This window comes from Natronococcus occultus SP4 (assembly GCF_000328685.1).
In the GTDB taxonomy this organism is placed as follows: Archaea; Halobacteriota; Halobacteria; order Halobacteriales; family Natrialbaceae; genus Natronococcus; species Natronococcus occultus.
Map to the genome: position 1 here is coordinate 2019744 of NC_019974.1, position 25016 is coordinate 2044759.

General features: G+C 67.1%; 23 protein-coding genes. 10 read left to right on the top strand and 13 right to left on the bottom strand.

All coding sequences use genetic code 11. From position 1 onward, the window contains the following. Positions 1–27: 27 nt before the first annotated feature. The 3 genes from NATOC_RS10035 to NATOC_RS10045 all read right to left on the bottom strand — a co-directional run bounded on the left by NATOC_RS10035 (position 28) and on the right by NATOC_RS10045 (position 3264). Entirely contained in the window at positions 28–1767 is a 1740-nt protein-coding gene (locus NATOC_RS10035; RefSeq protein ID WP_015321327.1) for an aldehyde ferredoxin oxidoreductase family protein, read from the bottom strand. A 45-nt stretch (positions 1768–1812) separates the two neighbouring features. Continuing rightward, entirely contained in the window at positions 1813–2547 is a 735-nt protein-coding gene (gene yqeC / locus NATOC_RS10040) for a selenium cofactor biosynthesis protein YqeC (protein ID WP_015321328.1), read from the bottom strand. A 162-nt stretch (positions 2548–2709) separates the two neighbouring features. Beyond that, positions 2710–3264: a hypothetical protein gene (locus tag NATOC_RS10045; RefSeq protein WP_015321329.1), complete on the bottom strand. Its 555-nt coding sequence runs from the start codon at positions 3262–3264 to the stop codon at positions 2710–2712. Between the two features lie 190 nt (positions 3265–3454). Here NATOC_RS10045 and NATOC_RS10050 point away from each other — a divergent pair, with 190 nt between their 5' ends. The 3 genes from NATOC_RS10050 to NATOC_RS10060 all read left to right on the top strand — a co-directional run bounded on the left by NATOC_RS10050 (position 3455) and on the right by NATOC_RS10060 (position 7156). Then, positions 3455–5281, top strand: a complete 1827-nt coding sequence (locus NATOC_RS10050) for a S9 family peptidase (RefSeq protein WP_015321330.1) — start codon at positions 3455–3457, stop codon at positions 5279–5281. Positions 5282–5354: 73 nt separating this feature from the next. Continuing rightward, positions 5355–6326: an ABC transporter ATP-binding protein gene (locus NATOC_RS10055; RefSeq protein WP_015321331.1), complete on the top strand. Its 972-nt coding sequence runs from the start codon at positions 5355–5357 to the stop codon at positions 6324–6326. Further along, positions 6323–7156, top strand: coding sequence for an ABC transporter permease subunit (locus NATOC_RS10060; protein ID WP_015321332.1), 834 nt, complete (start codon positions 6323–6325; stop codon positions 7154–7156). Before NATOC_RS10055 ends, NATOC_RS10060 begins: the two co-directional genes overlap by 4 nt. 40 nt (positions 7157–7196) lie before the next feature. On the opposite strand, the gene NATOC_RS10065 is transcribed toward NATOC_RS10060, so the two are convergent. Both NATOC_RS10065 and NATOC_RS10070 read right to left on the bottom strand, forming a co-directional pair. Beyond that, on the bottom strand, positions 7197–8261 hold the full coding sequence (locus NATOC_RS10065; protein WP_015321333.1) for an NAD(P)-dependent glycerol-1-phosphate dehydrogenase: 1065 nt from the start codon (positions 8259–8261) through the stop codon (positions 7197–7199). 82 nt (positions 8262–8343) lie between these two features. Further along, positions 8344–9333 carry an NAD-dependent epimerase/dehydratase family protein gene (locus NATOC_RS10070; protein ID WP_015321334.1) on the bottom strand — a complete coding sequence of 330 codons (990 nt, stop codon included), beginning with the start codon at positions 9331–9333 and terminating at the stop codon, positions 8344–8346. 166 nt (positions 9334–9499) lie between these two features. On the opposite strand from NATOC_RS10070, the gene NATOC_RS10075 reads away from it, so the two are divergent. Both NATOC_RS10075 and NATOC_RS10080 read left to right on the top strand, forming a co-directional pair. Beyond that, positions 9500–9991 carry a hypothetical protein gene (locus tag NATOC_RS10075; RefSeq protein WP_015321335.1) on the top strand — a complete coding sequence of 164 codons (492 nt, stop codon included), beginning with the start codon at positions 9500–9502 and terminating at the stop codon, positions 9989–9991. 60 nt (positions 9992–10051) lie between these two features. Then, the gene (locus NATOC_RS10080; RefSeq protein ID WP_015321336.1) at positions 10052–10507 is read left to right on the top strand and encodes a GIY-YIG nuclease family protein; all 456 of its coding nucleotides are present in this window, start codon (positions 10052–10054) and stop codon (positions 10505–10507) included. Here the strand turns inward: NATOC_RS10080 and NATOC_RS10085 are convergent. Both NATOC_RS10085 and NATOC_RS10090 read right to left on the bottom strand, forming a co-directional pair. Further along, on the bottom strand, positions 10477–11247 hold the full coding sequence (locus NATOC_RS10085) for an ABC transporter permease (protein ID WP_015321337.1): 771 nt from the start codon (positions 11245–11247) through the stop codon (positions 10477–10479). The genes NATOC_RS10080 and NATOC_RS10085 overlap by 31 nt on opposite strands. Beyond that, positions 11244–12275, bottom strand: coding sequence for a daunorubicin resistance protein DrrA family ABC transporter ATP-binding protein (locus NATOC_RS10090; RefSeq protein ID WP_015321338.1), 1032 nt, complete (start codon positions 12273–12275; stop codon positions 11244–11246). The genes NATOC_RS10085 and NATOC_RS10090 overlap by 4 nt, the downstream gene beginning before the upstream one ends. Before the next feature lie 92 nt (positions 12276–12367). On the opposite strand from NATOC_RS10090, the gene NATOC_RS10095 reads away from it, so the two are divergent. Continuing rightward, a complete protein-coding gene (locus NATOC_RS10095) occupies positions 12368–12967 on the top strand; it encodes a peroxidase-related enzyme (protein WP_015321339.1) in 600 nt (199 codons plus the stop codon). Between the two features lie 13 nt (positions 12968–12980). Here NATOC_RS10095 and NATOC_RS10100 read toward each other — a convergent pair whose 3' ends face one another. After that, positions 12981–13886 carry a mechanosensitive ion channel family protein gene (locus tag NATOC_RS10100; protein WP_049888725.1) on the bottom strand — a complete coding sequence of 302 codons (906 nt, stop codon included), beginning with the start codon at positions 13884–13886 and terminating at the stop codon, positions 12981–12983. A gap of 180 nt (positions 13887–14066) precedes the next feature. Here NATOC_RS10100 and NATOC_RS10105 point away from each other — a divergent pair, with 180 nt between their 5' ends. Further along, positions 14067–14567 carry a hypothetical protein gene (locus tag NATOC_RS10105; RefSeq protein ID WP_015321340.1) on the top strand — a complete coding sequence of 167 codons (501 nt, stop codon included), beginning with the start codon at positions 14067–14069 and terminating at the stop codon, positions 14565–14567. A 25-nt stretch (positions 14568–14592) separates the two neighbouring features. Here NATOC_RS10105 and gltB read toward each other — a convergent pair whose 3' ends face one another. Further along, positions 14593–19128, bottom strand: coding sequence for a glutamate synthase large subunit (gene gltB / locus NATOC_RS10110; RefSeq protein ID WP_015321341.1), 4536 nt, complete (start codon positions 19126–19128; stop codon positions 14593–14595). Between the two features lie 398 nt (positions 19129–19526). After that, on the bottom strand, positions 19527–21008 hold the full coding sequence (gene proS / locus NATOC_RS10115) for a proline--tRNA ligase (protein ID WP_015321342.1): 1482 nt from the start codon (positions 21006–21008) through the stop codon (positions 19527–19529). A 283-nt stretch (positions 21009–21291) separates the two neighbouring features. On the opposite strand from proS, the gene NATOC_RS10120 reads away from it, so the two are divergent. Beyond that, the gene (locus NATOC_RS10120) at positions 21292–22263 is read left to right on the top strand and encodes a quinone oxidoreductase family protein (RefSeq protein WP_015321343.1); all 972 of its coding nucleotides are present in this window, start codon (positions 21292–21294) and stop codon (positions 22261–22263) included. A 218-nt stretch (positions 22264–22481) separates the two neighbouring features. Here NATOC_RS10120 and NATOC_RS10125 read toward each other — a convergent pair whose 3' ends face one another. The 3 genes from NATOC_RS10125 to NATOC_RS10135 form a co-directional block, all read right to left on the bottom strand. Beyond that, positions 22482–22829 carry a hypothetical protein gene (locus NATOC_RS10125; RefSeq protein WP_015321344.1) on the bottom strand — a complete coding sequence of 116 codons (348 nt, stop codon included), beginning with the start codon at positions 22827–22829 and terminating at the stop codon, positions 22482–22484. A 204-nt stretch (positions 22830–23033) separates the two neighbouring features. After that, positions 23034–23243: a hypothetical protein gene (locus NATOC_RS10130; protein ID WP_015321345.1), complete on the bottom strand. Its 210-nt coding sequence runs from the start codon at positions 23241–23243 to the stop codon at positions 23034–23036. Between the two features lie 112 nt (positions 23244–23355). Beyond that, the gene (locus NATOC_RS10135; RefSeq protein ID WP_015321346.1) at positions 23356–23880 is read right to left on the bottom strand and encodes an 8-oxo-dGTP diphosphatase; all 525 of its coding nucleotides are present in this window, start codon (positions 23878–23880) and stop codon (positions 23356–23358) included. 159 nt (positions 23881–24039) lie between these two features. On the opposite strand from NATOC_RS10135, the gene NATOC_RS10140 reads away from it, so the two are divergent. Both NATOC_RS10140 and NATOC_RS10145 read left to right on the top strand, forming a co-directional pair. After that, positions 24040–24447, top strand: a complete 408-nt coding sequence (locus tag NATOC_RS10140; protein ID WP_015321347.1) for a CBS domain-containing protein — start codon at positions 24040–24042, stop codon at positions 24445–24447. A 300-nt stretch (positions 24448–24747) separates the two neighbouring features. After that, positions 24748–24996, top strand: a complete 249-nt coding sequence (locus NATOC_RS10145) for a hypothetical protein (protein WP_015321348.1) — start codon at positions 24748–24750, stop codon at positions 24994–24996. Positions 24997–25016 lie beyond the last annotated feature (20 nt).

Here is a 25016-nt window from a genome sequence, read left to right on the forward strand (position 1 = left end):
GGCGATTGCGATCGCAGGGAACGAACGCTACAGCTCCTCGAGACCGAGCCGTTCGAGGGTTCGGCCGGTCGGGACGCCGTCGTCCCATCCCCGACGCTCGTAGTACCGCTCGAGGGTCTCCTCGAAGCCGGCCGCGTCGATCGCCGCGCCGTCGTTGGGGCCGCCCTCGAGCGGTTCCGTGAGTCGCTCGGGGAGCGTATCGTCCTCGCGGGAAAAGCCCTCGCGACAGTTGAAGAGTCGAATCAGCGTCCAGACGCGCTCGCCGACCCGGCGTAACTCCTCGGGATCGTAGTCGCGGCCGATCGCTGCGAGCCAGTCCGCGCCCAGCGTCCTCGAGAGCGCCTCCCCGAAGAAGTCGTCGGCGATCAGGCTCCAGAGGACGGCCCGGCGGTCCTGCTCGGCGATCACCGCGTCCACGCGGTCGACGGTGCTCCAGTCGGTCCCACCCAGCGCCTCGACCTCGACCGGGCGCGCGCGACGGTGGCAGGCGCCCCGATCGCTGGTCGCGTAGGCAAGCGCCATCGCGGACGCGCCGCGGGGATCGTAGGCGGGTAGCGCCATCCCCTTCACCGAGGGAATCAGGTCGTCACCGCCGAACTCGGCCGCGGCCGCGTCGACGCCGTCTGCCAGCGCGTCACCGAGCGGACTCGAGCGGCGAGCGATCTCCTCGATCAGCTCGCGGGCGCCGTCCTCGTCGCCGAACTCGAGCTCGCGGTCGATCAACCCCGTCTCGCTCGCGCGGATCGCCCAGGCGACGGCGTTGCCCCCAGAGATCACGTCAAGCGCCAGCCGATCGCAGACCGAGCCCAGCGTCGCAACGGCGTCAAAATCGTCGATTCCCAGGCCCGCACCCAGCGAGATCGGCGTCGACCCCCGCGGGACGCTCTCGCCGTCCTCGCTCTCGACCTGGAACCCGCCGGGAACCGGGTCGTCGGCGCGCTCGCGGTCGTGAGCGGCGTCGCGAACGGCCTCGATACCGATCCCCTCGGCGCCGTCGAACTGACCCTCCTGCCAGCCGCGGGTCGGGAGAACGCCGACCTCGTTGGCGAAATCGATCGTCTCGAGGGTCTCGCTGGCGGCCTGCCAGCGCCCGGTGTCGTCGTCGGCAAACGCCACCTCGTACCGACGGTGGAGCTTCCGGAGGTCATCGTCGAGCGTCGGCGGATCGTCGTGAGCGACCAGCGCCTTCAGCCGCTTCGCACCCATCACCGCGCCCGCGCCGCCGCGGCCGGCGTGGTGGTCGCCGCCCCCGGAGGCGATCGTCGCGTAGGAGACACCCTGTTCTCCGGCGGGACCGATGCAGGCGACCGCGGCCTCGTCCGCCCGCTCGGCGGTCTCGCGGGCGTCGAGCCCCCACCAGTCCTCGGCCGGCTCGATCGAGACCTCGCCGTCGGCAACCTCGAGCCTGACGGGGCGCTCGGCCCGTCCGGAGACGAGGACGCCGACGTTGTCGCCGAGCGAGCCCGCGAGCCGGCCGGCCATCTCCCCGCCCGCGTAGGAGTCGAGGAAGGCGCCGGTCAGGGGCGACTTGGTGACGACGACGTAGCGTTGCTCGCCGGGGAGGAACCCGGTCAGCGGCCCCGTGAGAAAGAGCAGGACGTTCTCGTCGCCAAGCGGGTCCGCGCCTGGCTCGAGCTCCTCGTAGAGGTAGCGAGCCCCCAGCCCCTTCCCGCCGACGAAGTCGTTGCGCCACGACTCGGGTACCGGTTCGTATGTGACCGACTCGGCCGCGAGGTCGACGCGGACGAGAGACTCCCCCGTTTCCATGCAGTCCACTGATCGTAACCGCCGAACGATAGTTAAAGCTCTCGGCTAGGGAGAGACGACGTCGACGACGGGGTCGTCCTCGAGCAGCCGCGTGAGGACGACCCTGGGAACCGTTCGTCGGTCGTGGATTGCGGTCGCGATCTCGCGGGCGGCGGTCTCGAGCTCGGGGGTGTCGACCATGTTCACCAGCGGGATCACGGTCGCGTCCTCGGGAACGTCCTTGCAGCCGCCCCGCTCGCTGGCGACAACCGTCGCGACGTCGGTCGCCGAGATTCGATCGCCGGGCTCGAGGTCGGTGATCGCCGCGACCCGCTCGGGGCGGTGGACGTGCTCCTCGTCGAGTCGTTCGCCGACGATCTTCGCGCTCGCGATCGGGACGACGACGTCGGTCGCGGCGGGAAGCTGGGGCTCGTCGTCGTCAGGCGCCTTGAACCAGCGGGTGCGGGCGCCGTCGGCTTTGACGACCACCGACGTCTCCGGGTCGAGTTCGTCGACGAACTCGTCGACGGTCGCGGGATCGTAGCCGAGGTAGCGGTCGGAGCCCTCGCGGCCGGCGACCAGCCCGAGCGGCCAGGACTCTGCCGATCGGATCGCCTCGAGCGGGGCGTCGCTGACGACCACGTCGGCGACCTGATCCTCGAACGGCGGGATCCGCACTGTCGCGGTGACGACCGCGCGCTCGAGGACGTCGCCGAGCGCGTACAGCGTCGACTTCTTCCCGCCCGCGCCGACGACACACGTTACGTTGCCCCTCGCGTTCAGCGCCTCCGAAAGCTCCATAGCGATAGCCGGAGGAAGGGCTCGGGACCACTTGTAGCTGCTCCTCTCGCCGACGTCGGTGACCGACGGGGTGGCCCGTGGCTCGCACAACGACAGATGCAGAATCGCCGGCGGAGAACGGCGGGACCGGAAGGACGGTCCCGAGAGGTGCTTCCCGCTCAGTTAGTCGTCTTCATCGTCGTCATCATCATCATCGTCATCGTCGTCATCATCATCATCATCATCGTCATCGTCGTCATCGTCATCGTCGTCGTCTTCATCATCATCCTCATCGCTCTCGTCCTCCTCGTCTTCCTCGTCACTGTCACCGTCGTCCTCGTCGTCGCTCTCATCGTCATCGTCACCCTCGTCGGCGTTGTCCTCGTCGTCCGATTCGTTTCCGTCCGTCTCGTTGCCGTCGGACTCGTTCCCGTCGTCGACTTCCTCGTCGGCGTCGTCATCTGATTCTGCCCACTCGATCGCCTCCGTTTCGCTCTCGTTCTCACCGTCCTCGTCGTCCGGCTCGTCGACGTCGACCGTCTCCGAGGGGTCCTCGTCGATCCCAACTGGTTCCTCGACGTCCTCGGTCTCGGTCTCGTTGCCCGCGTCGCCGGCGCCGAGGCCGAGGAAGACGCCGGCGACGGTCAGCCCGAAGGCGACGAGGACGACGACCGCCGTGACCACCACCGTCCTGGAGGAGGGACCCGGTTCCGGGTCGTGCCCGCGCGTTTCCGACATGCTCGGGAGTACGCGCACCGAACGGTATTGTTAAGCACTCCGAACCGTCAGTCCGTCGACGTCGCGGGCCGAGGACGCTCCCCCGGGTACAGTCCGTTCGGAATCGCCCGCAGTAGTCGCCGCCTACCCGCCGGGGACGCTGTGTTCCGGAACCGAAACGACTACCGACTCCCGTCCGTACCGCTGTGGCATGGGAGCCTACGACATCGAGCGGTATCTCAACGTCCGCAGCGCCTACGGCGCCTCCTTCGGTCCCGAGGGGGAGCGACTCTCCTTCCTGATGGACACCACCGGCGTCGCACAGGTCTGGACGCTCGAGGGGGCCCGCGAGTGGCCCGAGCAGCGTACGTTCTACGAGGAGCGAGTAACCTTCGCCTCCTGGTCGCCCGAACGGCCCGAACTGATATTCGGGATGGACGAGGGCGGCGACGAGCGCGCCCAGCTCTACCGGCTCGACGCCGACACCGGCGCGATCGAGAACCTGACCGCGATGCCCGACGCGAAACACCGCTGGGGCGGCTGGAGCCACGACGGCGAGCGGTTCGCGTTCGCCTCGAACCGACGCGACGAGTCCGTCTTCGACATCTACGTGCAGGATCGGGACGCAACGGGCGACGAGGCTCGGCTCGTCTACGAGGGCGACGGCTGGCTCTCCCTGTCGGGCTGGAGTCCCGACGACTCCCGGCTGCTGGTCTCGCAGGCCTACTCCAACTTCGATCAGGACCTGTACGTCCTCGATCTCGAGACCGAGGAGCTCGACCACCTCACACCCCACGAGGGCGACGTCCGCTACGGAAGCGCCAGCTGGGCGCCCGACGGAGAGGGAATCTACCTCGTGACCGACGAGGGAGCGGCTGACACGCTGTATCTGGCCTATCTGGACCTTGCAAGCGGCGAACTCGAGACGGTCGTCGACGACGAGTGGAACGTCGACGGTATCGCGCTGGACGACGAGACGGGACGGTTCGTCTACTCTCGGAACGTGGAGGGGTACACCGACCTCACCGTCGGCGAGTTCGACGCCGAGAACCCGACCGAGTTCGAGACCGTCGTCGAACCGGATCTGCCGGGCGGCGTCGCCGGTGGCGTGAGTTTCGGCCCCGACGCCGAGCGCTTCGCCGTCTCGACAAGCGGGGATACGGTCAACACGAACGTCTTCGTCGTCGATTTCGAGACCGGCGAGACCGAACGCTGGACGAGCGCGCCGACGGCAGGTATCCCCCGGGAGACGTTCGACGAGTCCGAGCTGGTTCACGTCGAGAGCTTCGACGGGCTCGAGGTGCCCGGCTTCCTCACGCTACCGGACGATTCCGATCGAAACGACGAAACCGGCGACGGCGTCCCCGTGATCGTCGATATCCACGGCGGGCCCGAGAGCCAGCGCCGACCCTCCTTCTCGAGTGTCAAGCAGTACTTCCTCGATCGGGGGTACGCCTACTTCGAGCCCAACGTTCGGGGGTCGGCGGGGTACGGCGCCGACTACGCCGCCCTCGACGACGTCGAGAAGCGGATGGACTCCGTAGCCGACATCGAGGCCTGCGTGGAGTGGCTCCAGGATCACGAGGCGGTCGACCCCGATCGGATCGTCGCCAAGGGCGGCTCCTACGGCGGGTTCATGGTCTTGGCCGCGATGACCGAGTACCCCGACCTGTGGGCAGCGGGGATCGACATCGTCGGCATCGCCAACTTCGTCACGTTCCTCGAGAACACCGGCGACTGGCGCCGCGAGCTACGGGAGGCCGAGTACGGCAGTCTCGAGGACGATCGGGAGTTCCTCGAGGAAATCTCGCCGACCAACAACATCGAGCATATCGCGGCGCCGCTGTTCGTCCTCCACGGCGAGAACGACCCCCGCGTTCCTGTCGGGGAAGCCGAACAGATCGCCGAGAAAGCCCGAGAGCAGGACGTTCCCGTGCGCAAGCTGCTCTTCGAGGACGAGGGCCACGGCTTCTCGAAGCTCGAGAACCGCATCGAGGCCTACTCGGCGATCGCCGACTTCCTCGACGAACACGTCTGAGGACGACCCACCTCCTCTCGATTCGGACGGTTTAGTCAGGAAGATTTACAGCTCGCTGACCGAACATTCGATCGTGCCCGCTATCGAAACGACAGCCCTGACCAAACGCTACGGCGAGGACGTCCTCGCCGTCGACGATCTCGACCTGACCGTCGAGAAAGGAGAGATCTTCGGCTTTCTGGGCCCGAACGGTGCCGGGAAGTCGACGACGATCAACATGCTGCTCGATTTCGTCCGGCCGACGTCGGGGTCCGCGACGGTGCTCGGTTACGACGCGCAGGACGATCCCGGCGCGATCCGCGATCGAATCGGCGTGTTACCGGAGGGAGCAACCCTCTACGAGCGACTGACGGCCCGCGAGCACGTCGAGTGGGTGGCCGATACGAAAGGGGTCGATCTCGACGTCGACGCGACCCTCGAGCGCGTCGGCATCCTCGCGGACGCCGACCGACCCGCCGGCGGCTTCTCGAAGGGGATGCGCCAGCGTCTCGGCCTCGGAATGGCGCTGGTCGGTGATCCGGACCTGCTCGTCCTCGACGAGCCGTCCTCGGGGCTGGACCCGACCGGGATCCAGGAGATGCGTGAACTGCTGCGCACGGAAGCCGACGACGGCACGACCGTCTTCTTCTCGAGTCACATCCTCTCTGAGGTCGAGGCGATCTGTGACCGCGTCGGTATCATGAACGCCGGCCGACTCGTTGCCCTGGACAGCATCGAGGCCCTTCGGGAGGAGGCTGCCGACGGGGCGACGATCGAACTCGAGCTGGCAACGGCTCTCGATCCCGACGGCCTCGATCTCGAGAGCGTCGACGGCGTCTCCCGATCGGCCGTCGACGGGAGAACGGTGACTGCCGTCTGCGAGGACCCGACGGTGAAAGTCGACGTGGTTCGACGTCTCGACGAGCGGGCGACGGTAACTGACATTCGCTCGACCGACACCTCCCTCGAGGAGCTGTTCAACCGCTACACCGACGGAACCGGAAGCTCCGGGCCGCGTCAGTCGGCCGACGAGTCCGGACCGATCGAGCGGGAGGTAACCGCATGAACGTCCTCTCGGTCGCCAGACGAGACTTTTTGAACGTTCGACGCGCCCGACTCGTCTGGGTACCCGTCGTGCTCTATGTCTTGTTCATGCTGCTTTTCTACTGGGGCCAGAGCAACACTGCGAACCCGGACTTCGACGTAATCATGTTCAGTCTCGCGACGGTCGGGGGCGTGTTGCTCGTTCCGCTGGTCGCGCTGGTCGCGGCCTACCTCTCTATCGCCGGCGAGCGTGGCTCGGGCAGTATTCGCTACCAGCTCAGCCTTCCGGTCTCACGGACCGACGTCGTCCTCGGCAAACTCCTCTCCCGAGCGGGCGTCGTCCTCGGCTCGTTGCTCGGCGCGTTTGCCCTCGGAATCGTCGTCGCCTGGACGTTCGTCCCGGAGATGACCGTCGAGTACGGCGACTATGCCGCTTTCGTCGGGCTCACGCTGCTGTACGCGCTCGCGTACGTCTCGGTCGCCGTCGCGATCTCGGCGGCTACCGCGAGCCGATCGCGGGCGATGGGCAGCGCGATCGGCTTTTTCTTCGTCTTCAACATCGGCTGGAATTTCCTCCCGGTTGGCCCCGCCTACATGGCCGAGTTCGTCTTCGAGGAGCTCGGTCTGGGATACGCCGACGAACACATCGAACTCATCTTCAGTCTCAGTCCGACTGGCGCCTATCTCAACGGGCTCGGGCTCGTCTTTCCTGACGCGGCGATGGGCGGAGCTGCAAGCGGGTTCGACGCCTTCTACGTCCAGGACTGGTTCATGCTCGTGATCCTTGCGGGGTGGATCGTCGTTCCGCTCGCGGCGGGCATCTGGCAGTTCCGACGCGCCGACCTCGGCTAGCCGTACAGGATCGAACTCCTAATCAGCGTCCACGTCGACGTTAGTCGTCGATGACGCCCGTCTTCGTCGCAACCTCGCGGGCCGCCCGCTCGTTCATCCCGTTGCCCAGAATCGTGTAGCGATCGCGGATCGCGTGGCAGGTCGTCAGTGCCTCGATCACCGTCCCGTCGTCGATCCCGAGCTCGGCCGCGGTCGTCGGCGCGTCGATGCTCGCCAGGGCGTCACGGATGTCGGTCCAGATTCCCCGCTCGCCGCCGTGGAGGTAGGCGGTCATGATCGAGCCGACCCCAACCTGGTGGCCGTGCAGGGCTGCCCCGGGCGCGAGCCGATCGAGCTGGTGGGAGAAGAGGTGTTCGGCCCCGCTTGCGGGACGCGAGGACCCGGCGATGCTCATCGCGACCCCGGATGACATCAGCGCCTTGGTGACGACCCAGGCCGACTCCTCGAGCCCGGGTCGAACGTGGTCGGCGTTGTCGACGAGGATCTCGGCGGTCATCTCCGAGAGCGCGGCGGCGTACTCGGAGTACTCGACGTTCTGGAGCCGGCGGGCGAGCCGCCAGTCCATCACGGCGGTGTAGTTCGAGATGATGTCGGCACAGCCCGCAGTCGTCAGCTCCCAGGGGGCCTCCGCGAGGACGCCGGTGTCGGCGATTACGGCAAGCGGTGGCTCGGCGGCGACGCTGTGGCGGCTGTCGCCATCGGGCACCGAGCCGCGGTTGCTGACGATCCCGTCGTGGCTGGCCGCGGTCGGCACCGAGAGAAACCCCATCCCGAGCTGTTCGCTGGCCATCTTCGCGATGTCGATCGCCTTCCCGCCGCCGATCCCGACGAGGTAGGAGACGTCCGCGGCCTCGGCGGTCTCGATGACGTCCTCGACGGCGTCGAACGACGCCGACTCGACGGTGACGACCGCGGGCTCGACGCCGACGGCCTCGAAGTCGGCCGCGATCGGTTCGGCCGCGAGGCGACACGGCGTCGGGCTGGTCACGAACAGCGGTCGCCCCTGGAGGTGGAGCTCGTCGACGGCGTCGACGACGCTCGAGAGCACGTCGTGGCCGACGATCACGTTCCGCGGGAGGCGAATCCACGTCGACTTCTCGAACATACGGTAGCTGAGTCACCACCGCAATATACGTGTTGTTGCTCGCGGCTTCGGGTCCGATCGGGAGACGGGCCACAGTCCCGGCTCAGAGCGTGTCGAGGATCCCCAGCACACGCTCCTCGCTCTCGCGGTCGGGCTCGTGTTCGCTCCCGTCGCGATCGCTCTCGAGGTGGTCGCCGACCGAGCGGGCCATCGCCTCGTCGATCGGCGTCGACTCCCAGCCCAGCCCCGCGAGCTTCCCGGTCGCGAGGACGTGGGGGTACTCCCGGTAGAGGACGTAGTCCGCGGGCTCGATGTCGCCGGCCGCGAGCTCGCGAGGGCCGGCGGTGACGACCTCGACCGTGGTGTCGAGCTGGTCGGCGATCAGCCCGAGGGTCTCCTCGAGCGTGGCAAGCCGTCGGTCGCCGACGTTGTAGGCCTCGCCGGCCTCGCCGCGCTCGGCGACGATCCGTAAGGCGCTGGCGACGTCCTCGACGTACGCGCGGTGCCAGACGTTGGTTCCGTCGCCGGGGACGACGACCCGATCGAAGCGGTTGACGCGGTCGATCCAGAAGTCGAGTCGCTCGGTGTAGTCGTGGGGCCCATAAACGATACAGGGTCTGACCGCCATGGACCTGACCCCGCGCTCCGCGGCGGCGAACACCGCCCGATCGCCCTCGGCCTTGCGGGGGCCGTAGGTCGCGCCGGAGTCGTCGACGGCCTGCTCCGGGCTGCAGTCCGCGAGTGGGGTCGCGTCCTCGCGTTTCGGAATCTCCTCGCGGCCGTAGGCCGCGCCGCTCGAGACGAAGACGTAGGCCTCGCAGTTCTCGAAGATCCGGGTCGCGGCCTGGACGTCCTTCGGGTAGTAGGCGACGCAGTCGAAGACCGCGTCGGGCTCGGCCTCGATCGCGGCCGCCTCGAGCGCCGAGTCGTTCGTTCGGTCGCCCTCGATCCGACGGACGCGGTCGTCGTCGGCGAAGGGGTTCTCGTGGCTCCCCCGGTTGAAGATCGTCACGTCGTAGCCGTGCTCGAGGAGTTCGTCGACGAGGTGGCGGCCGATAAAGCGCGTGCCGCCGATAACGAGTGCGTCGTCCATGGTCGACGGTCGTCGCTTCGGGGGAAAACGGTGACGGACGCCGTCGTTGACGGTACCGTGTGAACCTCCTGCAAGCGAGCGCGCGCCCTGCCCTTATCCGCGTCATCGGCCAACTCCCGCCGAAGAGCGACCTCAGCAAGCGTCTGCGAGCCCCCCTCATCCAATCATGACAGACCGAACCGACGACGAACGACGGGACCGTGATCGAGAGACCGAGGACTCGACCGACGCCGACGACGAGCTCGGCGAGCCCGAGCGACAGGAACGCACGGCCCAGCGTGACTCCGCGGGCGAGGAGCGGCCCGACGGCGATCCCGCCGAGGGCGACACGCACCGCCAGCGACCCGAGGGCAGCGAGGCGGGGCGCCAGCACCGATCCCAGCAGTCGGGGCCCCACGGCGAGGACGGCGGCACTCCCGACGCGACCGAGACGTCGGCGACTGCCGGCGCCGCGGGTGACGAAACCGGACAGGAGCCGACCCGCGAAGCCGAGGCGACCCCCGACGAGGACGAAGACGACGACGAGGACCCGGTCCCCGACGCCGAGACGGGGGACCGATCCGGAGGCGGACTCGAACACGACCAGGACCGTCTCCGCGACGAGTCGGGAAGCTGGACCGAGGATCAAGAAGACGAGGACGACGGCGACCGACAGTAAGACGCGACGCCGACGGCCAGGTTCCGGTCCGTTCTTTGCCGCCCGCGAACGAGGACGGGTATGAGCGGCACCTACGTCCTCGCGATCGACGTCGACGCGCCGACGAGCCTGACGGTCGGCGCGCTGGGCGAGCTGGCGTTCGAGGCAGAAACGTACGCCTACGTCGGCAGCGCGTTCGGTTCTGGCGGGTTCGCACGGCTGGATCGCCACCGCGAGCTGGCCCGCGGCGAGCGCGACGTGCGCCACTGGCACGTCGACTACCTGCTCGGAAGCGACGCGGCGACCCTCGAGGCGGCCGTCAGGTTCCCCGACGCCGACCGGGAGTGCGAGCTCGCCGCCTCGCTCCCCGGGGAGGCGGTTCCCGACTTCGGGTCCTCGGACTGTGACTGCGGGTCCCACCTGCTGGAGACGCCCGACCTCGAGACGTTGCTCGAGGCGGCGACGGACGCGGGCGGCGTCCGCGGGACTGACGGGTCGTCCAGCGCTCAGACCGCCTCGACGCGCTCGAAGAGGTAGGTGCCGACGGCGACCGTGATCGTCGCCGAGACGACGAGCGCCCCGAGATCGAGCGCGATCGGGTACTCCGAAGTGCCCACGAGCGCCGCGCGCAGCCCGTCGACGCCGTAGGTCAGCGGGTTGAGCATGGCCACTAGCTGCACCGGCTCGGGCAGGCTCGAGACGGGGTAGATCGCCCCCGAGAGGAAAAACAACGGGAAGATGACGAACTGGACGACGAGTCCGAACCCCTCGCTGTCGCTGAACTGGGAGGCCAGCGCGATCCCGAAGCCGACGAACGTGATCGCGATCAGGACCAGAAAGACCAGCGCGAGCGGCAGGGAGAGCGGGCTCGCGATCCGGAACCCGAGCGGGATCGACAGCAGGAGGATCAACAGCGCCTGCACCAGCGCCGTGGTCGAGCCGCCCGCGATCCGTCCGAGCACGATCGAGGTGCGACTGACCGGTGCGACGAGAATCTCCTTCAGGAAGCCGATGTCCCGGTCAGAGAGGATCGACATGCCGGCGAACGAGGCCCCGAACAGCATCGCGAACCCGACCATCCCCGGGACGAGAAACTGGAGGTAGTCGACGTCCTCGGGAAGGCCGGGAATCATCGCCCCGTCGAAGCCAAAGCCCAGAAAGACGAGAAAGAGCAGCGGCATCGCGATCGAGCCGGCGATCCGAGAGGGCGTCCGGAGGAACCGCTTGAGGTCCCGCAGCCAGAGCGCGTAGATCGCCGTCGGATCGACGAGCTTCATCGGTTCTCCCCCGACGCGTGGATAGACCGGGCCGCGTCGTCGGCTCGACCGGTCGACGGTTCGAGGACGGACTCCGAGTCGTCGGCTCGGCGACGGCCGTCCTCGATGGTCGCGTCCGTAAGCGAGAGAAACACCGTCTCCAGGGTCGGCCGACGGACGTCGACGGCGACGATCGACGCGCCGACGTCGTCGGCCAGCCGCACCAGCTCCGCGACCTGCGCGTCCCCGCGCTCGACCGTGACCTCGAGGACGTCCCCGGTAACCGCGTACTCCCGGACCCAGGCCCGCGCGTCGAGGCGATCGCCCAGCGACGCGGCGCCGTCCTCGAGCTCGATGCGGACGACATCGCCGCCGAGGGATTCCTTGAGCGCCGTCGGGGTATCGATCGCGGCGATCTCCCCGTCGTCGACGATCGCAACGCGGTCACAGAGCTGCTCTGCCTCCTCGATGTAGTGGGTCGTCAGGACGATCGACACCCCCTCGCGGTTCAGCCGGCGGATGTATTCCCAGGTGTCCCGTCGGGTCTGGGCGTCCAGACCGACGGTCGGCTCGTCGAGAAAGAGCACCGCGGGCTCGTGGAGGAGTCCGCGACCGATCTCGAGGCGGCGTTTCATCCCGCCGGAGTAGGTACCGACCGCCTGGTCGCGCTCGTCCTCGAGCCCGACGAGCTCGAGGACGTCGTCGATCCGCTCGGCGCGTCGCTCCCGTCCCATCCCGTACAGCCGCGCGTGAAAGGCGAGGTTCTCCGCCCCGGTCAGCTCCTCGTCGAGCGCGGGCTCCTGGAAGACGACGCCGATGCTGTTGCGGACCGCGGCGGTGTCCTCGCGAACGTCGTGGCCGTCGACCGTCGCGGTTCCGGCGGTCGGCCGGAGGAGGGTGACGAGAACGTTGATCAACGTCGACTTTCCGGCGCCGTTCGGGCCGAGCAGGCCGAACAGCTCGCCGTCCGCGACGGTAAACGAGAGGTCGTCAACCGCGGTCGTCTCCCCGAACGTTCTGGTCAGCCCGTCGACGCGTATCGCGGCCATGATCGTGATCGGATCTGACTAAACGGTCAGTACACAAGTAGGTGTGGACGACGGCACCGCGAACTATAGGGATCGCCCTCGAACGCCGGGGTATGTCCGACGCCGACGCTGATTCGGAACCCGTACTGCGAGAGGACGCGATGGAACGGTTCCCCGTCCCCGACTACGAGGACGTCCCCGAGGACCTCCGGGAGCGAATCGACGAGGAGACCGAGCGCGCCGGATTCACGCCGAACGTGTTCTCGGCACTGGCGTACAAACCCTCGCATTTCCGGGCCTTCGTCGCCTACCACGACGCCCTGGTCGAGGACACGGCCCTCGAGCGCGAGGAGATCGAAATGATCGTCGTCGCGGTCTCGGGGGTGAACCACTGCTACTACTGTAACGTCGCCCACGGCGCCCTGGTGCGGATCTACGCCGACGATCCGCTGCTTGCCGACCAGCTGGTCGCGAACTACCGCACTGCCGACATCAACGACGCCCACCGAACGATGTTGGACGTCGCCGTGAAGCTCACCGAGCACCCGGCCGCAGTCGAGAAAGAAGACCTCGAGACCCTTCGCGAGGCGGGATTCAGCGAGGAAGCCCTGTGGGACATCGCCTCGGTGACGGCATTTTACAACCTGAGCAATCGGCTGGCGACGTTCGCCGAGATGCGGCCGAACGAGGAGTTCCACACGCTGGGGCGGTAGCCGCGACCGCCCGTCAGTCGGCGACGGACGCTTCGCCGTCGTCCTCGGCGTCGCCGTCCTGCAACACCGTCTCCGGGCGCGCGTCGTCGCGTCCGCGGTCGAGGGCGACGCGGGCGGTGCCGCTGGTCTCGTCGAACACCAGGTGGGTGTGGGGGTAGGCGATCTCGACGTCGGCGTCCTCGAGGCGGTCCCAGACTTCCTCGTCGATCTCGAGCGCATCAGTCGGGACAGATAGGGGCGTTCGACCCAGAAGTTGAGCTGGAGTCGAACGCCGTGGTCCGCGAACGCCTCGATAAACGCCCGCGGCTGGACGGGGTACTTCGTTCCGCCCATCGCGATCCCTGGCCCGCCCTCGACGACGCCGTCGATCCCCGCGGCGGCGTCCTCGAGCAGCTCCCGGGCCGCCTCGAGATCCCCCTCGTAGGTGACGAGGAAGGGGATCGAGACCCGCGAGCGCGACGTCGTCGGCCGAGAGATTGACGACGTCGCGCTCGCGGATCGTCGAGTTGGGAACGACCAGGAAGGTGTTTTCGAGGGTCCGGATCTTCGTGTACCGGAGCGTGACGTCGATGACGTGGCCACTCTCCTCCCGGTCGGTCAACTCGATCATATCCCCGACCTCGTAGGGGCGGTTCGTGAGGATGAAGAAGCCGCCGACGACGTCGCTCGCGACCGGTGCCAGGATCACGCCGACGACGGCCGAGATGATCGTCGCCGAGAGCACGAGATCCGAGAGATCGACGCCGTAGATGCCAAGCACCGCGAAGCCGGCGAACAACAGCACGACGGCCCGAAACAGTCGCAACACGACTTCGGCGACCGACCGTCGTTGTATTCGCTTGCGGATCTGGGGCCGACTCGTTCGGGCGGTCAGCTTCGAACCGTACCAGGCGACGAGCAGGACGATCGTCGCGATCACCTAGTCGGGGACCGATCTCGGGCCGACGGAGAGGAGTTCGGCAACCGAGCTCTCGAGCGGTGCGAACGGCGTCGCGTTCGTCATCGGTGTCCGATCGGATCCCCCGGGAAAGTGCGTTCAGCCGGCATCGGTCCTCCAGCGGTAGCACGGGTCGGCGGCGGGTTCGTGGGCGGAATCGTCTTGTGGTATGACACGAAACCCGAGGACGACGTGGACCCCGTCCCCTCTCGATTCGAACGGCTCGCGGCGGTGGTTGCCGTCCTCGCCGCGCTACTGTTGGTGCCCGCCGCAGCGCTCGGCTCCGGGATCGCCGTCGTCGGGTTGCTGTTCGTCGCGTTCACCTGCGGAACGGTCGCGAAAGCACGTACCGATCTCGGCGGCCTGCTGACGTTCGGGCTCCGATCGGTTCCCGAGGACGATCCCAGCGCCGAACGGTACCGCGAGCACCGGGAGCGCGAGGACGACCGGATTCGGGAGGCGGTTTCGGTCGACGCCGATCCGCGGCTCGATCGGCTACTGGCGATCGGCCTGGCCGTCGTCGGCGTCGGCGCCCTGGCGGCCGTCGCCGCTGGCGTCGGGGAGGGCGGACGGCTAACGGTGTATCTGCTCGGTAGCGCACTGGTCGCGCTCAACTGCGCGCTGGTCGCCTACGCCACATCGCACATGAACGCCGACGACTGAAGGAAAGCGAGGAGCGGGTCGGGAGTCAGTCGTCGCTGGCCACGAAGCCGGACGCGTCGGCGTCGGCGCCCGTCTCGGGCGTCCCCGGGAGCTCGCTGCGGACGTCGTCGCTGCCCTGCTCGGTGATCGCCTCGTGGTAGGCCTCGGGCATCACCTTCACGAACGACTCGAGGGACTGCTCCCAGTTCGCGAGCAGCTCGCGGCCCCGTTCGGAACCGGTGTAGGCGACGTGGTTCTCGACGAGTCGGCGCAGCATCTCGACGTCTGCGTCCTCGAGTTCCTCGTGGAGCGTGACCATCCCGGTGTTTGCCCGCTCGGCGAGCTCCTCGTCGGGGTCGAAGACGTAGGCGACGCCACCGGACATCCCGGCCGCGAAGTTCGTTCCCGTCTCCCCGAGGACGGCGACGACGCCCCCAGTCATGTACTCGCAGCCGTGGTCGCCGACGCCCTCGACGACGGCCTTCGCACCGGAGTTACGCACCGCGAAGCGCTCGCCGGCGACGCCGTTGACGTACAGCTGGCCGTCGGTCGCGCCGTAGAGCGCGACGTTTCCGATCGCGACGTTCTCGGTCGGATCGTAGCTGGCGGTCTCGGGCGTCCGGACGGTGAGCTTCCCGCCCGAGAGGCCCTTGCCGACGTAGTCGTTCGCGCTTCCCTCGAGGTGCAAGGAGACGCCGCTCGCCAGGAACGCGCCGAAGCTCTGGCCGGCGGTCCCCCCGGCGTCGACCGTGATCGTGTCCTCGGGTAGCCCGGGTTCGCCGTAGCGGTCGGTGATCCGGTTCGAGAGCATCGCGCCGACCGCGCGGTCGACGTTGGTGACGTCGGTCGAGAGCGTTACCGGCTCCCGGTCCTCGATAGCGTCACCGGCGGCGTCGATCAGCTCGCGGTCGAGCTGATCGTCGAGCTCGTGGTCCTGCTCGCGGACCTTGTAGCGAGCATCGCCCGCGGGCTCGGCCAGCACCGCCGAGAGATCGACGTTGCGAGCCTTCGGGTGGTCGACGTCCGTGCGCTGCTCTAAGACCTCGACTCGGCCGATCATCTCCTCGACGGTCTCGAAGCCCAGTTCGGCCATGATCTCCCGGAGCTCCTGGGCGATGAAGGTCATGTAGTTGATGACGTGCTCGGGCTCGCCGGGGAACCGCTTGCGCAGGTCCTCGCGCTGGGTGGCGACGCCGACCGGGCAGGTGTTCTCGTGACACTGCCGGGCCATCACGCAGCCCGAGGTCACCAGCGAGGCGGTGCCAAAGACGTACTCCTCGGCGCCAAGCAGGGCAGCGACGGCGACGTCCCGGCCCGTCTTCATCCCGCCGTCGGCCGAGACCCGGATGCGGTCGCGCAGGCCCGTCTGGCGGAGCATCTGGTTGGCCTCGGCGAGACCGAGCTCCCAGGGCAGCCCCGCGTTCTTGATCGAGGTGCGGGGCGAGGCCCCGGTACCGCCGGAGTGTCCCGAGATGTGGACCACGTCGGCGTTTGCCTTTGCGACGCCAGCCGCGATGGTGCCGATCCCCGCCTCGGAGACGAGCTTGACGTTGATGTCGGCGTCCTCGTTGGCGGCTTTGAGATCGAAGATCAGCTGTTTGAGGTCCTCGATCGAGTAGATGTCGTGCAGCGGCGGGGGCGAGATCAGCCCGACGCCGGGCGTGGACTTGCGGACGTGGGCGATCATCTCGTTTACCTTCTCGCCGGGGAGGTGGCCACCCTCGCCGGGCTTGGAGCCCTGGGCCATCTTGATCTGGAGCTCGTCGGCCGAGGAGAGATACGTCGAGGTAACGCCGAACCGTCCCGAGGCGACCTGCTTGACGTTGCACTCCTTCTCCGTGCCGAACCGCTCGGGCGGCTCGCCGCCCTCGCCCGAATTGCTCTTGGCACCGATGCGGTTCATCGCGATCGAGTTGTTCTCGTGGGCCTCCGGCGACAGCGAGCCCAGGCTCATCGCGGCCGTCGAGAACCGCTCGACGATGTCGGCGACGGGTTCGACGTCCTCGATCGGAATCGACTCCCGATCGCTGTCGAACCCGAGCAGCCCCCGCAGGGTCTGGAGATTTTCGTTTTGGTCGTTGATCTGAGCGGCGAACTCCTGGTAGCGCTCGTAGTCGTTAGCCCGGACCGACTGCTGGAGCGCGCCGACGGTGTCGGGGTTCCACTGGTGGTGGACGCCGCTCGATCGATGCTCGAACTCGCCGTGGCGGTCGAGCTCCGAGTCGTCGTCACCGAACGCCGCCTCGTGGCGCTCGCGGACGTCGGCCTCGAGCTCGGCGAGCCCGATCCCCTCGGTGCGGTTCTCGGTCCCGGTGAAGTAGTCCGCGACGAGATCGGAGTCGAGCCCGACCGCCTCGAAGATCTGGGCGCCCTGGTAGCTCTCGACCGTCGAGATCCCCATCTTCGCCATGATCTTCAGCAGGCCGTCCTCGACGGCCTCGACGTAGGCGTCGATCGCGAGCTCGGTTTCGGCGCCGTCCGGACCCGCGGTGATGTCGGCGATCGTCTGGTAGGCCAGGTACGGGTTGACCGCGCCAGCGCCGTAGCCAACAAGCGTCGCGAAGTGGTGGACGGTGCGGGGGTCGGCCGACTCGACGACGAGTCCGGCGTGGTTACGCAGCCCGTTGCGCACGAGGTGGTGGTGGACCCCGCCGGTCGCGAGCAGGCTCGGAATCGCCGCGCGCTCCTCGTCGACGCCCCGATCGGAGAGAATCAGGATGTCGTGGCCGTCCTCGATCGCCGCGACGGCCTCGGCGCGGACGCGTTCGACGGCGTCCTCGAGCGTCTCGTTCTCGAGGTCGTAGGTGATGTCGATCGTCGCCGCCGTGATCCCGTTGGCCGAACAGTCCCGGATCGAGGCGAGCTCGGTGTCGGTGAGGATCGGCGAGTCAAGCACCAGCTGTCGGGCGTGGTCCGGCGACTCGGCGAGCAGGTTGCGCTGGTAGCCCAGCCGGCTCTCCATCGAGGTGACGAGCTCCTCGCGGATGTAATCGAGCGGCGGGTTGGTGACCTGCGCGAACAGCTGCTTGAAGTACGAAAAGAGCGGGCGGTTGAACTCGGTGAGCACCGACAGGGGCGTGTCGTCGCCCATCGAGCCGACGGGATCTTTCGCCTTCTGGGTCATCGGCTCGATCAGGTTCTCGAGCTCGTCGTGGGTGTAGCCGAACGCGGCCTGCTGGTCTCGTAGGGCCGCGACGGGCTCCTGGGGCGCCCTCTCGCCGGTCGTGACGATGTCGTCCAGTCGAACCTGCTCCTGTTCGACCCACGCGCCGTAGCGGTCGTCGGTCAGGTCCTCGAAGACCTCGTCGTCGGGAACGACCCGCCCCTCCTCGGGGTCGGCGAGGAACAGCTGTCCGGGCTGGAGGCGACCGCGCTCCTCGATCTCTGCGGGGTCGGTCTCGAGTGCACCGGCTTCGCTGGCCATGATCAGGCGGTTGTCGGTCGTGACGTCGTATCGACACGGCCGCAGGCCGTTGCGGTCGAGGACGGCGCCGACGCGCTCGCCGTCGGTGGCGGCGACCAGGGCGGGGCCGTCCCAGGGTTCGACCAGGGAGGCGTGGAAGTCGTACCAGTCCTTGCGGTCCTGGTCCATCGACTCGTCTCCCCGCCAGGCCTCGGGAACGAGCATCCGCAGGGCGTGTTCGAGGTCGCGCCCGTCCTGCATCAGCAGTTCGAGGGCGTTGTCGACGCTTGCCGTGTCGGACTGATCGGGGTCGTCGATGATCGGCGTGATGGCCTCGAGGTCTTCTAAGACCTCGCTCTCGAGATCCGTCTCCCGGGCGCGCATCCAGTTGATGTTCCCCCTGATCGTGTTGAACTCGCCGTTGTGGATGATGTTCCGGTACGGATGGGCGAGATGCCAGGCACCGAGCGTGTTCGTCGAGAACCGCTCGTGGACCATCGCGAACGTCGACTCCATCCGTTCGTCGGTCAGGTCGGGGTAGTAAGAGGCGACCTGCTCGCCTTTGAGCAGGCCCTTGTAGACGATCGTATCCGCGTCGAGCGAACAGACGTAGAAGCGCTCCTTCCCGTCGACGTCGGCGTTCTCGACGGCGTTCTCGAGGGCGCGTCGAGCAACGTACAGCCGTCGGTCGAACGCGTCCGCGGAGATATCGTCTGCAGGTGCGACGGCCACCTGCCGGACGGCGGGTTCGGAGTCGACCGCGGTCGCACCGAGATCGGCGTTGTCCGTCGGAACGTCGCGCCACTCGAGCACCTCGAGATCGTACTCCGTGAGGGCGTCCTCGACGATTTCGGCGAGTCGTTCGCGGGCCGCCTTGTCGGTCGGGAAAAAGAGCGAGCCGACCGCGTAGGTCTCGGGGAGATCGGCCTCGAGGACGTCCGCAAAGAAGCGATCGGGCGTCTGGAGCATGATGCCGGCGCCGTCGCCGGTGTCCGTTTCGGCCCCGGTCGTCCCGCGGTGCTCGAGGTTGACCAGCAGATCTAGTCCGTCGGCGACGACATCGTGACCGCCCGCTCCGTCGAGGTCCATGACGACGCCGACACCGCAGTTCGATCGTTCGTCCGTCGGGTCGGCGAGCCCCGGAACACGATCGGTGTTTGAAATGTGTGGCTGTGACATGCACCCTCCTTTGGAGATCTCCTATAAGAGGGTGACCCATAATGACTAAGTGTATTATAAACACATATAAGGTAATGTGGTCTATAATACAATAATTTATACTGCACGATCCGAGAGAGTAATATTCGTTAAATGACAGGTATCGGAACGGCGTCGATCGAGAGACTCAGCTTTCGGCCGATCACAGGACGGCCGCCCGATCGATGGAGATACCGGTTGCTATCCTCGAACGGGTAGCACGGAAAGGTGTCAGAGGCACGTAGTGTTCACCCACCAGAGTGAACACCACATTCGTACCTCGTTCCTGGACGGTAAGCACTATTTGGTTAAACAGTTAGGTATCTGGAAACGGGCGGGCGCTCGAACGGACCGAAAACCGCCCGAGGACGGCGGGCTCGTCAGTAGCTCTTCGCGAAGTAGGCGATCTCGTCGGCGGGCTCGCCGCAGACGCCACACTCGTCGCGGTCGGGCTCGGGGACCTCACCCGCGGACTGGCCACCCTCGTCCTCCAGCGGTTGCATGACGATCTCGGCGGCGATCTTCTCCTTGATGGCCTCCTCGCAGGCCTGGTCGCCACACCACGGCGTCTTCACGTAGCCGCCGTGCTGGCCGATCGTCCCGAGGATGTCCTCGGGGCTGTGGGCCTCGCGGACGTTCTCCGCGAGGTTCTCCTCGGCCGCCTCGTAGAGCTTCTCGAAGACGGTATCGAGGTGGTCGTCGACGGTGTCGACGATCCCCTCGCGATCGGCGACGGCCTTCTCGCTGTCCGGGCGGTGGACCAGCGTCACCTCGCCGTCGTCGGCCTCGTTGGGGCCGATCTCGAGCCGCAGCGGGACGCCGTTGAGCTCGTGTTCGTTGAACTTGAACCCGGGGTTGCGCTCGTCGCGGTCGTCGAGCTCGACGCGGACGCCGGCGTCCTCGAGCTCGTCGGCGATCTCCCGGGAGTACTCGAGGACGTCCTCCTTGGTGTCGGCCTGCCAGATCGGAACGATCGCGACCTGGGTCGGTGCGATCGTCGGCGGGAGCACGAGCCCCTGGTCGTCAGAATGAGTCATGATCAGGGCGCCGATCGCGCGCCAGGACAGCCCCCAGGAGGTCGTGTAGGCCGTCTGTTCGTCCTCGTCCTCGTCGGCGAACGTGATGTCGAACGCCTCCGCGAACGACTGGCCGAGGTTGTGGCTCGTCGCCCCCTGGACCGACTTCCCGTCAGGCATCAGCGCCTCGACGGTCGTCGTCGTATCGGCACCGGGGAACTTGTCGTGCTCGGGCTTTTTTCCCCGCAGGACCGGAATCGCCAGGACGTCCTCGTAGACCTCCTCGTACTGGTCGAGCCGGGTCCAGACCTCCTCCCAGGCGCCCTCGTCGTCGGCGTGGGCGGTGTGGCCCTCCTGCCACATGAACTCCTTCGTCCGGAAGAACGGCTTGGTCTCGGTGGCCTCCCACCGGACGACGGAACACCACTGGTTGATTCTCAGGGGTAAGTCGCGGTGGCTACGGGTCCAGTCGGCCATGAACGGGGCGATGATCGACTCGCTGGTGGGACGAACGGCGAGTCGCTCCTCGAGTTCCTCGTGGCCGCCCTGGGTGACCCAGGCAACCTCGGGGTCAAAGCCCTCCACGACGTCCTTCTCGCGCTCGAGGAAGCTCTCGGGAATAAACATCGGGAAGTAGACGTTGTCGACGCCGGTTTCCTTGAACCGAGTGTCGAGTGCGTCCTGGATTCCCTCCCAGATCGCGTACCCGCGCGGCTTCGTGACGATAAAGCCGCCCATCGGGGCGTAGTCCGCGAGATTCGCCTTCTGAACGACCTCGGCGTACCACTCGCCGGGCTTGTGCGATTTCGTCTCGGTGATCCCGAGCTCCTGACTCTCGTCGCTCATACCGCCACCTTCGTGACCGGAGCAATAAATGGGCCCCGTTTGGGACCGCCCGTCGCCGATCGCGGACTGCACGGTCGAGCTCACCGTTCCCGCCGAGGGATGAGTCATATACCGTCCCAGGAAGAGCGGTTCCACGGACCCTGACCCACCGGGCGAACCGAACCCGCCGTCTGAGCCGGAGCCGCTGGCCGACGACTGCTAGGGACGCGGGGTTCGAAGAAACGCTCGACGCTCGGTTTCCTGTTCTCGGAGGTTTATACGCGTTCGTTACGAGTGGTAACCTATGAAGGCCATCGAGGTAACGGAGTACGGCGACAGCGACGAACTCGCGGTCGTCGATCGGGACGTACCCGAGCCCGACGCCGGCGAGGTCCGGATCGAGATCGAGGCCGCGGGGATCAACTTCGCCGACGTCATGCAGCGACGCGGCGTCTACCCGGGCGGTCCCGAGGCGCCCTACGTTCCCGGGATGGAGGCTGCAGGGACAATCGACGCAACTGCCGAGGATGTCGATCTGGACGAGGGCGACCGCGTCGTCGCGATGCTCGACCGGGGCGGGTACGCGGAGTACACTACCGCAAACGCCCAGATGCTGTTTCCGATCCCCGACGAAATGAGCTTCGAGGAGGCTGCCGGCTTCCCCGTCCAGTTCCTCACGGCCCACTCCTGTCTGTTCGAGTGGGGCGAACTCGAGGACGGCGAGTCGGTGCTGATCCAGGCCGCAGCCGGCGGGGTCGGCACTGCGGCCGTTCAGCTGGCCTCGAACGCCGGTGCGGAGGTGTTCGGCACGGCGAGCAGCGAGGAGAAACTCGATCTCGCGACCGATCTGAGCTGTGACCACCCGATTAACTATACCGAGACCGACTTCCGCGAGACCGTCGAGGTCGAGACCGACGGCGAGGGCGTCGATCTGGTGCTGGAGTCGGTCGGCGGCGACGTCTTCGAACGCAGTCTCGACGCAATGGCACACTTCGGCCGCATGGTCACCTTCGGCGTGGCAAGCGGCGAGCCCGCGAGCGCGGAGAACCGGCGACTCCTCTTCGAAAACAAGAGCGTCCGGGGCTTTCACCTCGGCCAGGCCGCGATGCACGACCCGAGCCGGATCATGCAGGCCGTCCCCGAACTCACCGAGGAACTCACGAGCGGCGATCTCGAGGTGATCGTCGGCGAGTCGTTCCCGCTTGCGGACGCGGCCGAGGCCCACCAGTATATCGAGGATCGAAAGAGCTCCGGCAAAGTTCTGCTGAAGCCGTAGTCGCCGGCCGAGCCCGACCGCTCTCTTCGATTTCATCGTTGACCGCCACGTCGTTGCCGGTTTCGACGGGCTCGCCGCTCACGTCGCCGTCGACTTCGACGTCCGCCTCGAGGGCCACCGATCCGTCGGCGGTGCTCCTCGGAACGTGAACTGACGCTGGTATCGAACCGCTGGTCGGATCAGCGACCGCCAGCAGAGCAGCGGTCGGTTCAGCCTGCTCAGTCGTCGCCGAGTGCGTCGTCCGTCTCGTTCCCCTCTGTCTCGTCGTCGACTTCCTCTCCCCCGGCGGCGTCGCCGGCGTCGTCCATCTCGCCGTCGTCTTCGGTATCGGTCTCGTTGTCGTCGAGGCCGTCCTCGTCGTCGGTTTCGTTTCCGGCATCGGTTTCGTTCCCGTCGTCGGTTTCGTTCCCGTCGAGGTCGTCCTCGGTGTTGTCCGCTCCGTCGTCGGTGTCGTCGACACCGTCGTCATCCGCGTCGTCGTCGCCGTTCCCGTCGTCGCCGTTCTCGTCGTCGTCCGCACAACCTGCTACAGCTCCGATCATCCCGGTTGCTGCGATCGCTACCATCCGCCTGCGACTTATATCAATCATTGCGACGTTCTAACGTACTGACCAGTACTGGAAGGAGATTGACGTTGCGATAGAAAGCCATCTACCGAATTCCAGGGCAGATCGTTCGCTCGGTGCGGGCCTCGCAATTCGACCGATCGTCGGCGTCAGCGTCCCGGGCTCGCCTGAAAGACGACGAACTGGTCGCTGCGGACGGGATCGCTACTCGTCTTCGTTCTCGTCGTCGTCCCGCTCGTCGACGTCGTCGGCCGAGTCCGGGTCGTCTTCCTGCTCGGTTTCGTCCGGCGGTGCGTCGTCCAGGTCTTCGTCGCCCTCGCCTTCCTCCTCGTCTCCGTCCGCACAGCCGGCGATCGCACCGACCGCACCGGCGGCCGCGACCGCGAGGACTCGTCGGCGATTGCTGTCAACCATCGTGAGTACTACCCGTCGGCACCGAAAGTGGGTTGCCGTTGCGATAGAAGGCCGACGACGGGGAATCGAACCGACGCCACACCGTCGAACGACGACACGCATCGAGTTCCCCTCAGCGGCTGCTGGTCCGAGAGCGCCCGGCGTCGTCGAACGCGACGCTGCGCTCGAGGTCGTGCTCTTCGAAATCTGCCTCGTCGAGGGGTGTGCCACCGACGAACCGGAACTCCCCCGCGACGGTGTCGCCCTCGAGGACGGCGGGCAGCCAGAGCCGATCGTCCTCCCACATTCGGTCGTAGGGGACGTCCTCGACGGGAACCCACTCCGGCCGGGCCTCCTCGGAGGGGCGGAGTTCGCCCGCGAACGTCCGTGTCCGAAAGACATGACAGAACGTGTGGCACTCGCCGTCGAGGAGAAACGACAGCTCGCCGGCCTTCTCGAGCTCGTCGGGATCGATCTCGAGGCCGACCTCCTCGCGGGTCTCCCTGACTGCACACTCCCGGGGCGTCTCGCCGTCCTCGAGTTTGCCGCCCGGTCCGTTGTACCAGCCCTCGCCGAGCCCGCGGCGCTTCTCGATCAGGAGCACCTCGTCCGTACCGCCGTTCTCGCGACGGGGAAAACACAGCGTCGCCTCGATCATACCCCGAACTTGGGCCGACGGCGAATAAACGCGTTCGATCTCGGTCAGTGTCGCGTCGTCGGTTCGTCGCGTTCTGCGGCGAGGACGGTCACGTTCCGCGGGAACGAACACATCGACCGGTTGGCCAATCCTTATGGTCGAAAGCGAGTATCGATTCGTATGGACGATATTTTCGTCGCGCGGGTGATGTCGACCGAACTGGAGACGGTTCGACCGGAGACCCTCGTCGAGGACGCGGGACAGGTAATGCGCGACCGCGGCGTCGGCTCGGTGATCGTCATCGACGAGCAGAACCGACTCGAGGGGATTCTGACGACGACCGACTTCGTCGACATCGTCGCCGAGAGCCAGCCGAAGGCCGAAACATCGGTGTCGCGGTACATGAGCACCGACGTCGTCACGACCGACGCCCAGACGGGGATCCGCGACGCTGCGGACCTCATGGTCGAACACGGGTTTCATCACCTTCCCGTCGTCGACGACGAGGAGGGTGTCATCGGTATCGTAACGACGACGGATCTTACCGCCTACCTCTCGCGGGTCCAGTCGCCGAGCCCAGAGGCATAACGCAACACGGGCCGATCCACGATCGTCGCGTCGGCTCGAGGCGAAACACGTGTTCGAAAAACCGGCAACGTTTGGCAGACAACTGGCTTCTTATCATCTTCCACGAGAGAAAACAACACGGTCCCTCAGACAGAGGCGCGTAGTTGGAGCCTCCACCCACCAGCCGCGGGGATCCGTTCCCCGCCGTCTCGGGAGAGAGCCGCTGTCGTGTCAGAGTCGGCGCTACTTTCCCGTCCTCGAGCGCGTTCATCGTCGGTTTTGCCCGTGCCCGTGGATTGATTGCTGAGTGAGAAACCCGCGATGGTGAACGGAGGTCACCGAACGAACGAAACGGGGGGCATCGAGGTCGAAATCGAGCGTCGCGGGGTCGATGACACGACGGAGGAGACGGTGGTCAGAACGTTCGCGACGGTCGACGTGCTGGAGTCGGGTTGGATCCGGGGCACCGACCCGCTCGAGGACAGTCCGGAGGAGCGACCGACGATCAACTACCATCCGCCCGAGCGAGTGCTGGAGATTCGCTCGAGTGGGTTTGCAGGGTCCGAGTGAGCGAACGTCTGCAGCTCGGA

Coding starts and splice junctions, on each gene's coding strand:
- NATOC_RS10035 (WP_015321327.1), bottom strand. CDS start 1,767: ATGGAAACGGGGGAGTCTCTCGTCCGCGTCGACCTCGCGGCCGAGTCG.
- yqeC (WP_015321328.1), bottom strand. CDS start 2,547: ATGGAGCTTTCGGAGGCGCTGAACGCGAGGGGCAACGTAACGTGTGTC.
- NATOC_RS10045 (WP_015321329.1), bottom strand. CDS start 3,264: ATGTCGGAAACGCGCGGGCACGACCCGGAACCGGGTCCCTCCTCCAGG.
- NATOC_RS10050 (WP_015321330.1), top strand. CDS start 3,455: ATGGGAGCCTACGACATCGAGCGGTATCTCAACGTCCGCAGCGCCTAC.
- NATOC_RS10060 (WP_015321332.1), top strand. CDS start 6,323: ATGAACGTCCTCTCGGTCGCCAGACGAGACTTTTTGAACGTTCGACGC.
- NATOC_RS10065 (WP_015321333.1), bottom strand. CDS start 8,261: ATGTTCGAGAAGTCGACGTGGATTCGCCTCCCGCGGAACGTGATCGTC.
- NATOC_RS10070 (WP_015321334.1), bottom strand. CDS start 9,333: ATGGACGACGCACTCGTTATCGGCGGCACGCGCTTTATCGGCCGCCAC.
- NATOC_RS10075 (WP_015321335.1), top strand. CDS start 9,500: ATGACAGACCGAACCGACGACGAACGACGGGACCGTGATCGAGAGACC.
- NATOC_RS10080 (WP_015321336.1), top strand. CDS start 10,052: ATGAGCGGCACCTACGTCCTCGCGATCGACGTCGACGCGCCGACGAGC.
- NATOC_RS10085 (WP_015321337.1), bottom strand. CDS start 11,247: ATGAAGCTCGTCGATCCGACGGCGATCTACGCGCTCTGGCTGCGGGAC.
- NATOC_RS10090 (WP_015321338.1), bottom strand. CDS start 12,275: ATGGCCGCGATACGCGTCGACGGGCTGACCAGAACGTTCGGGGAGACG.
- NATOC_RS10095 (WP_015321339.1), top strand. CDS start 12,368: ATGTCCGACGCCGACGCTGATTCGGAACCCGTACTGCGAGAGGACGCG.
- gltB (WP_015321341.1), bottom strand. CDS start 19,128: ATGTCACAGCCACACATTTCAAACACCGATCGTGTTCCGGGGCTCGCC.
- proS (WP_015321342.1), bottom strand. CDS start 21,008: ATGAGCGACGAGAGTCAGGAGCTCGGGATCACCGAGACGAAATCGCAC.
- NATOC_RS10120 (WP_015321343.1), top strand. CDS start 21,292: ATGAAGGCCATCGAGGTAACGGAGTACGGCGACAGCGACGAACTCGCG.
- NATOC_RS10125 (WP_015321344.1), bottom strand. CDS start 22,829: ATGGTAGCGATCGCAGCAACCGGGATGATCGGAGCTGTAGCAGGTTGT.
- NATOC_RS10130 (WP_015321345.1), bottom strand. CDS start 23,243: ATGGTTGACAGCAATCGCCGACGAGTCCTCGCGGTCGCGGCCGCCGGT.
- NATOC_RS10135 (WP_015321346.1), bottom strand. CDS start 23,880: ATGATCGAGGCGACGCTGTGTTTTCCCCGTCGCGAGAACGGCGGTACG.
- NATOC_RS10140 (WP_015321347.1), top strand. CDS start 24,040: ATGGACGATATTTTCGTCGCGCGGGTGATGTCGACCGAACTGGAGACG.
- NATOC_RS10145 (WP_015321348.1), top strand. CDS start 24,748: ATGGTGAACGGAGGTCACCGAACGAACGAAACGGGGGGCATCGAGGTC.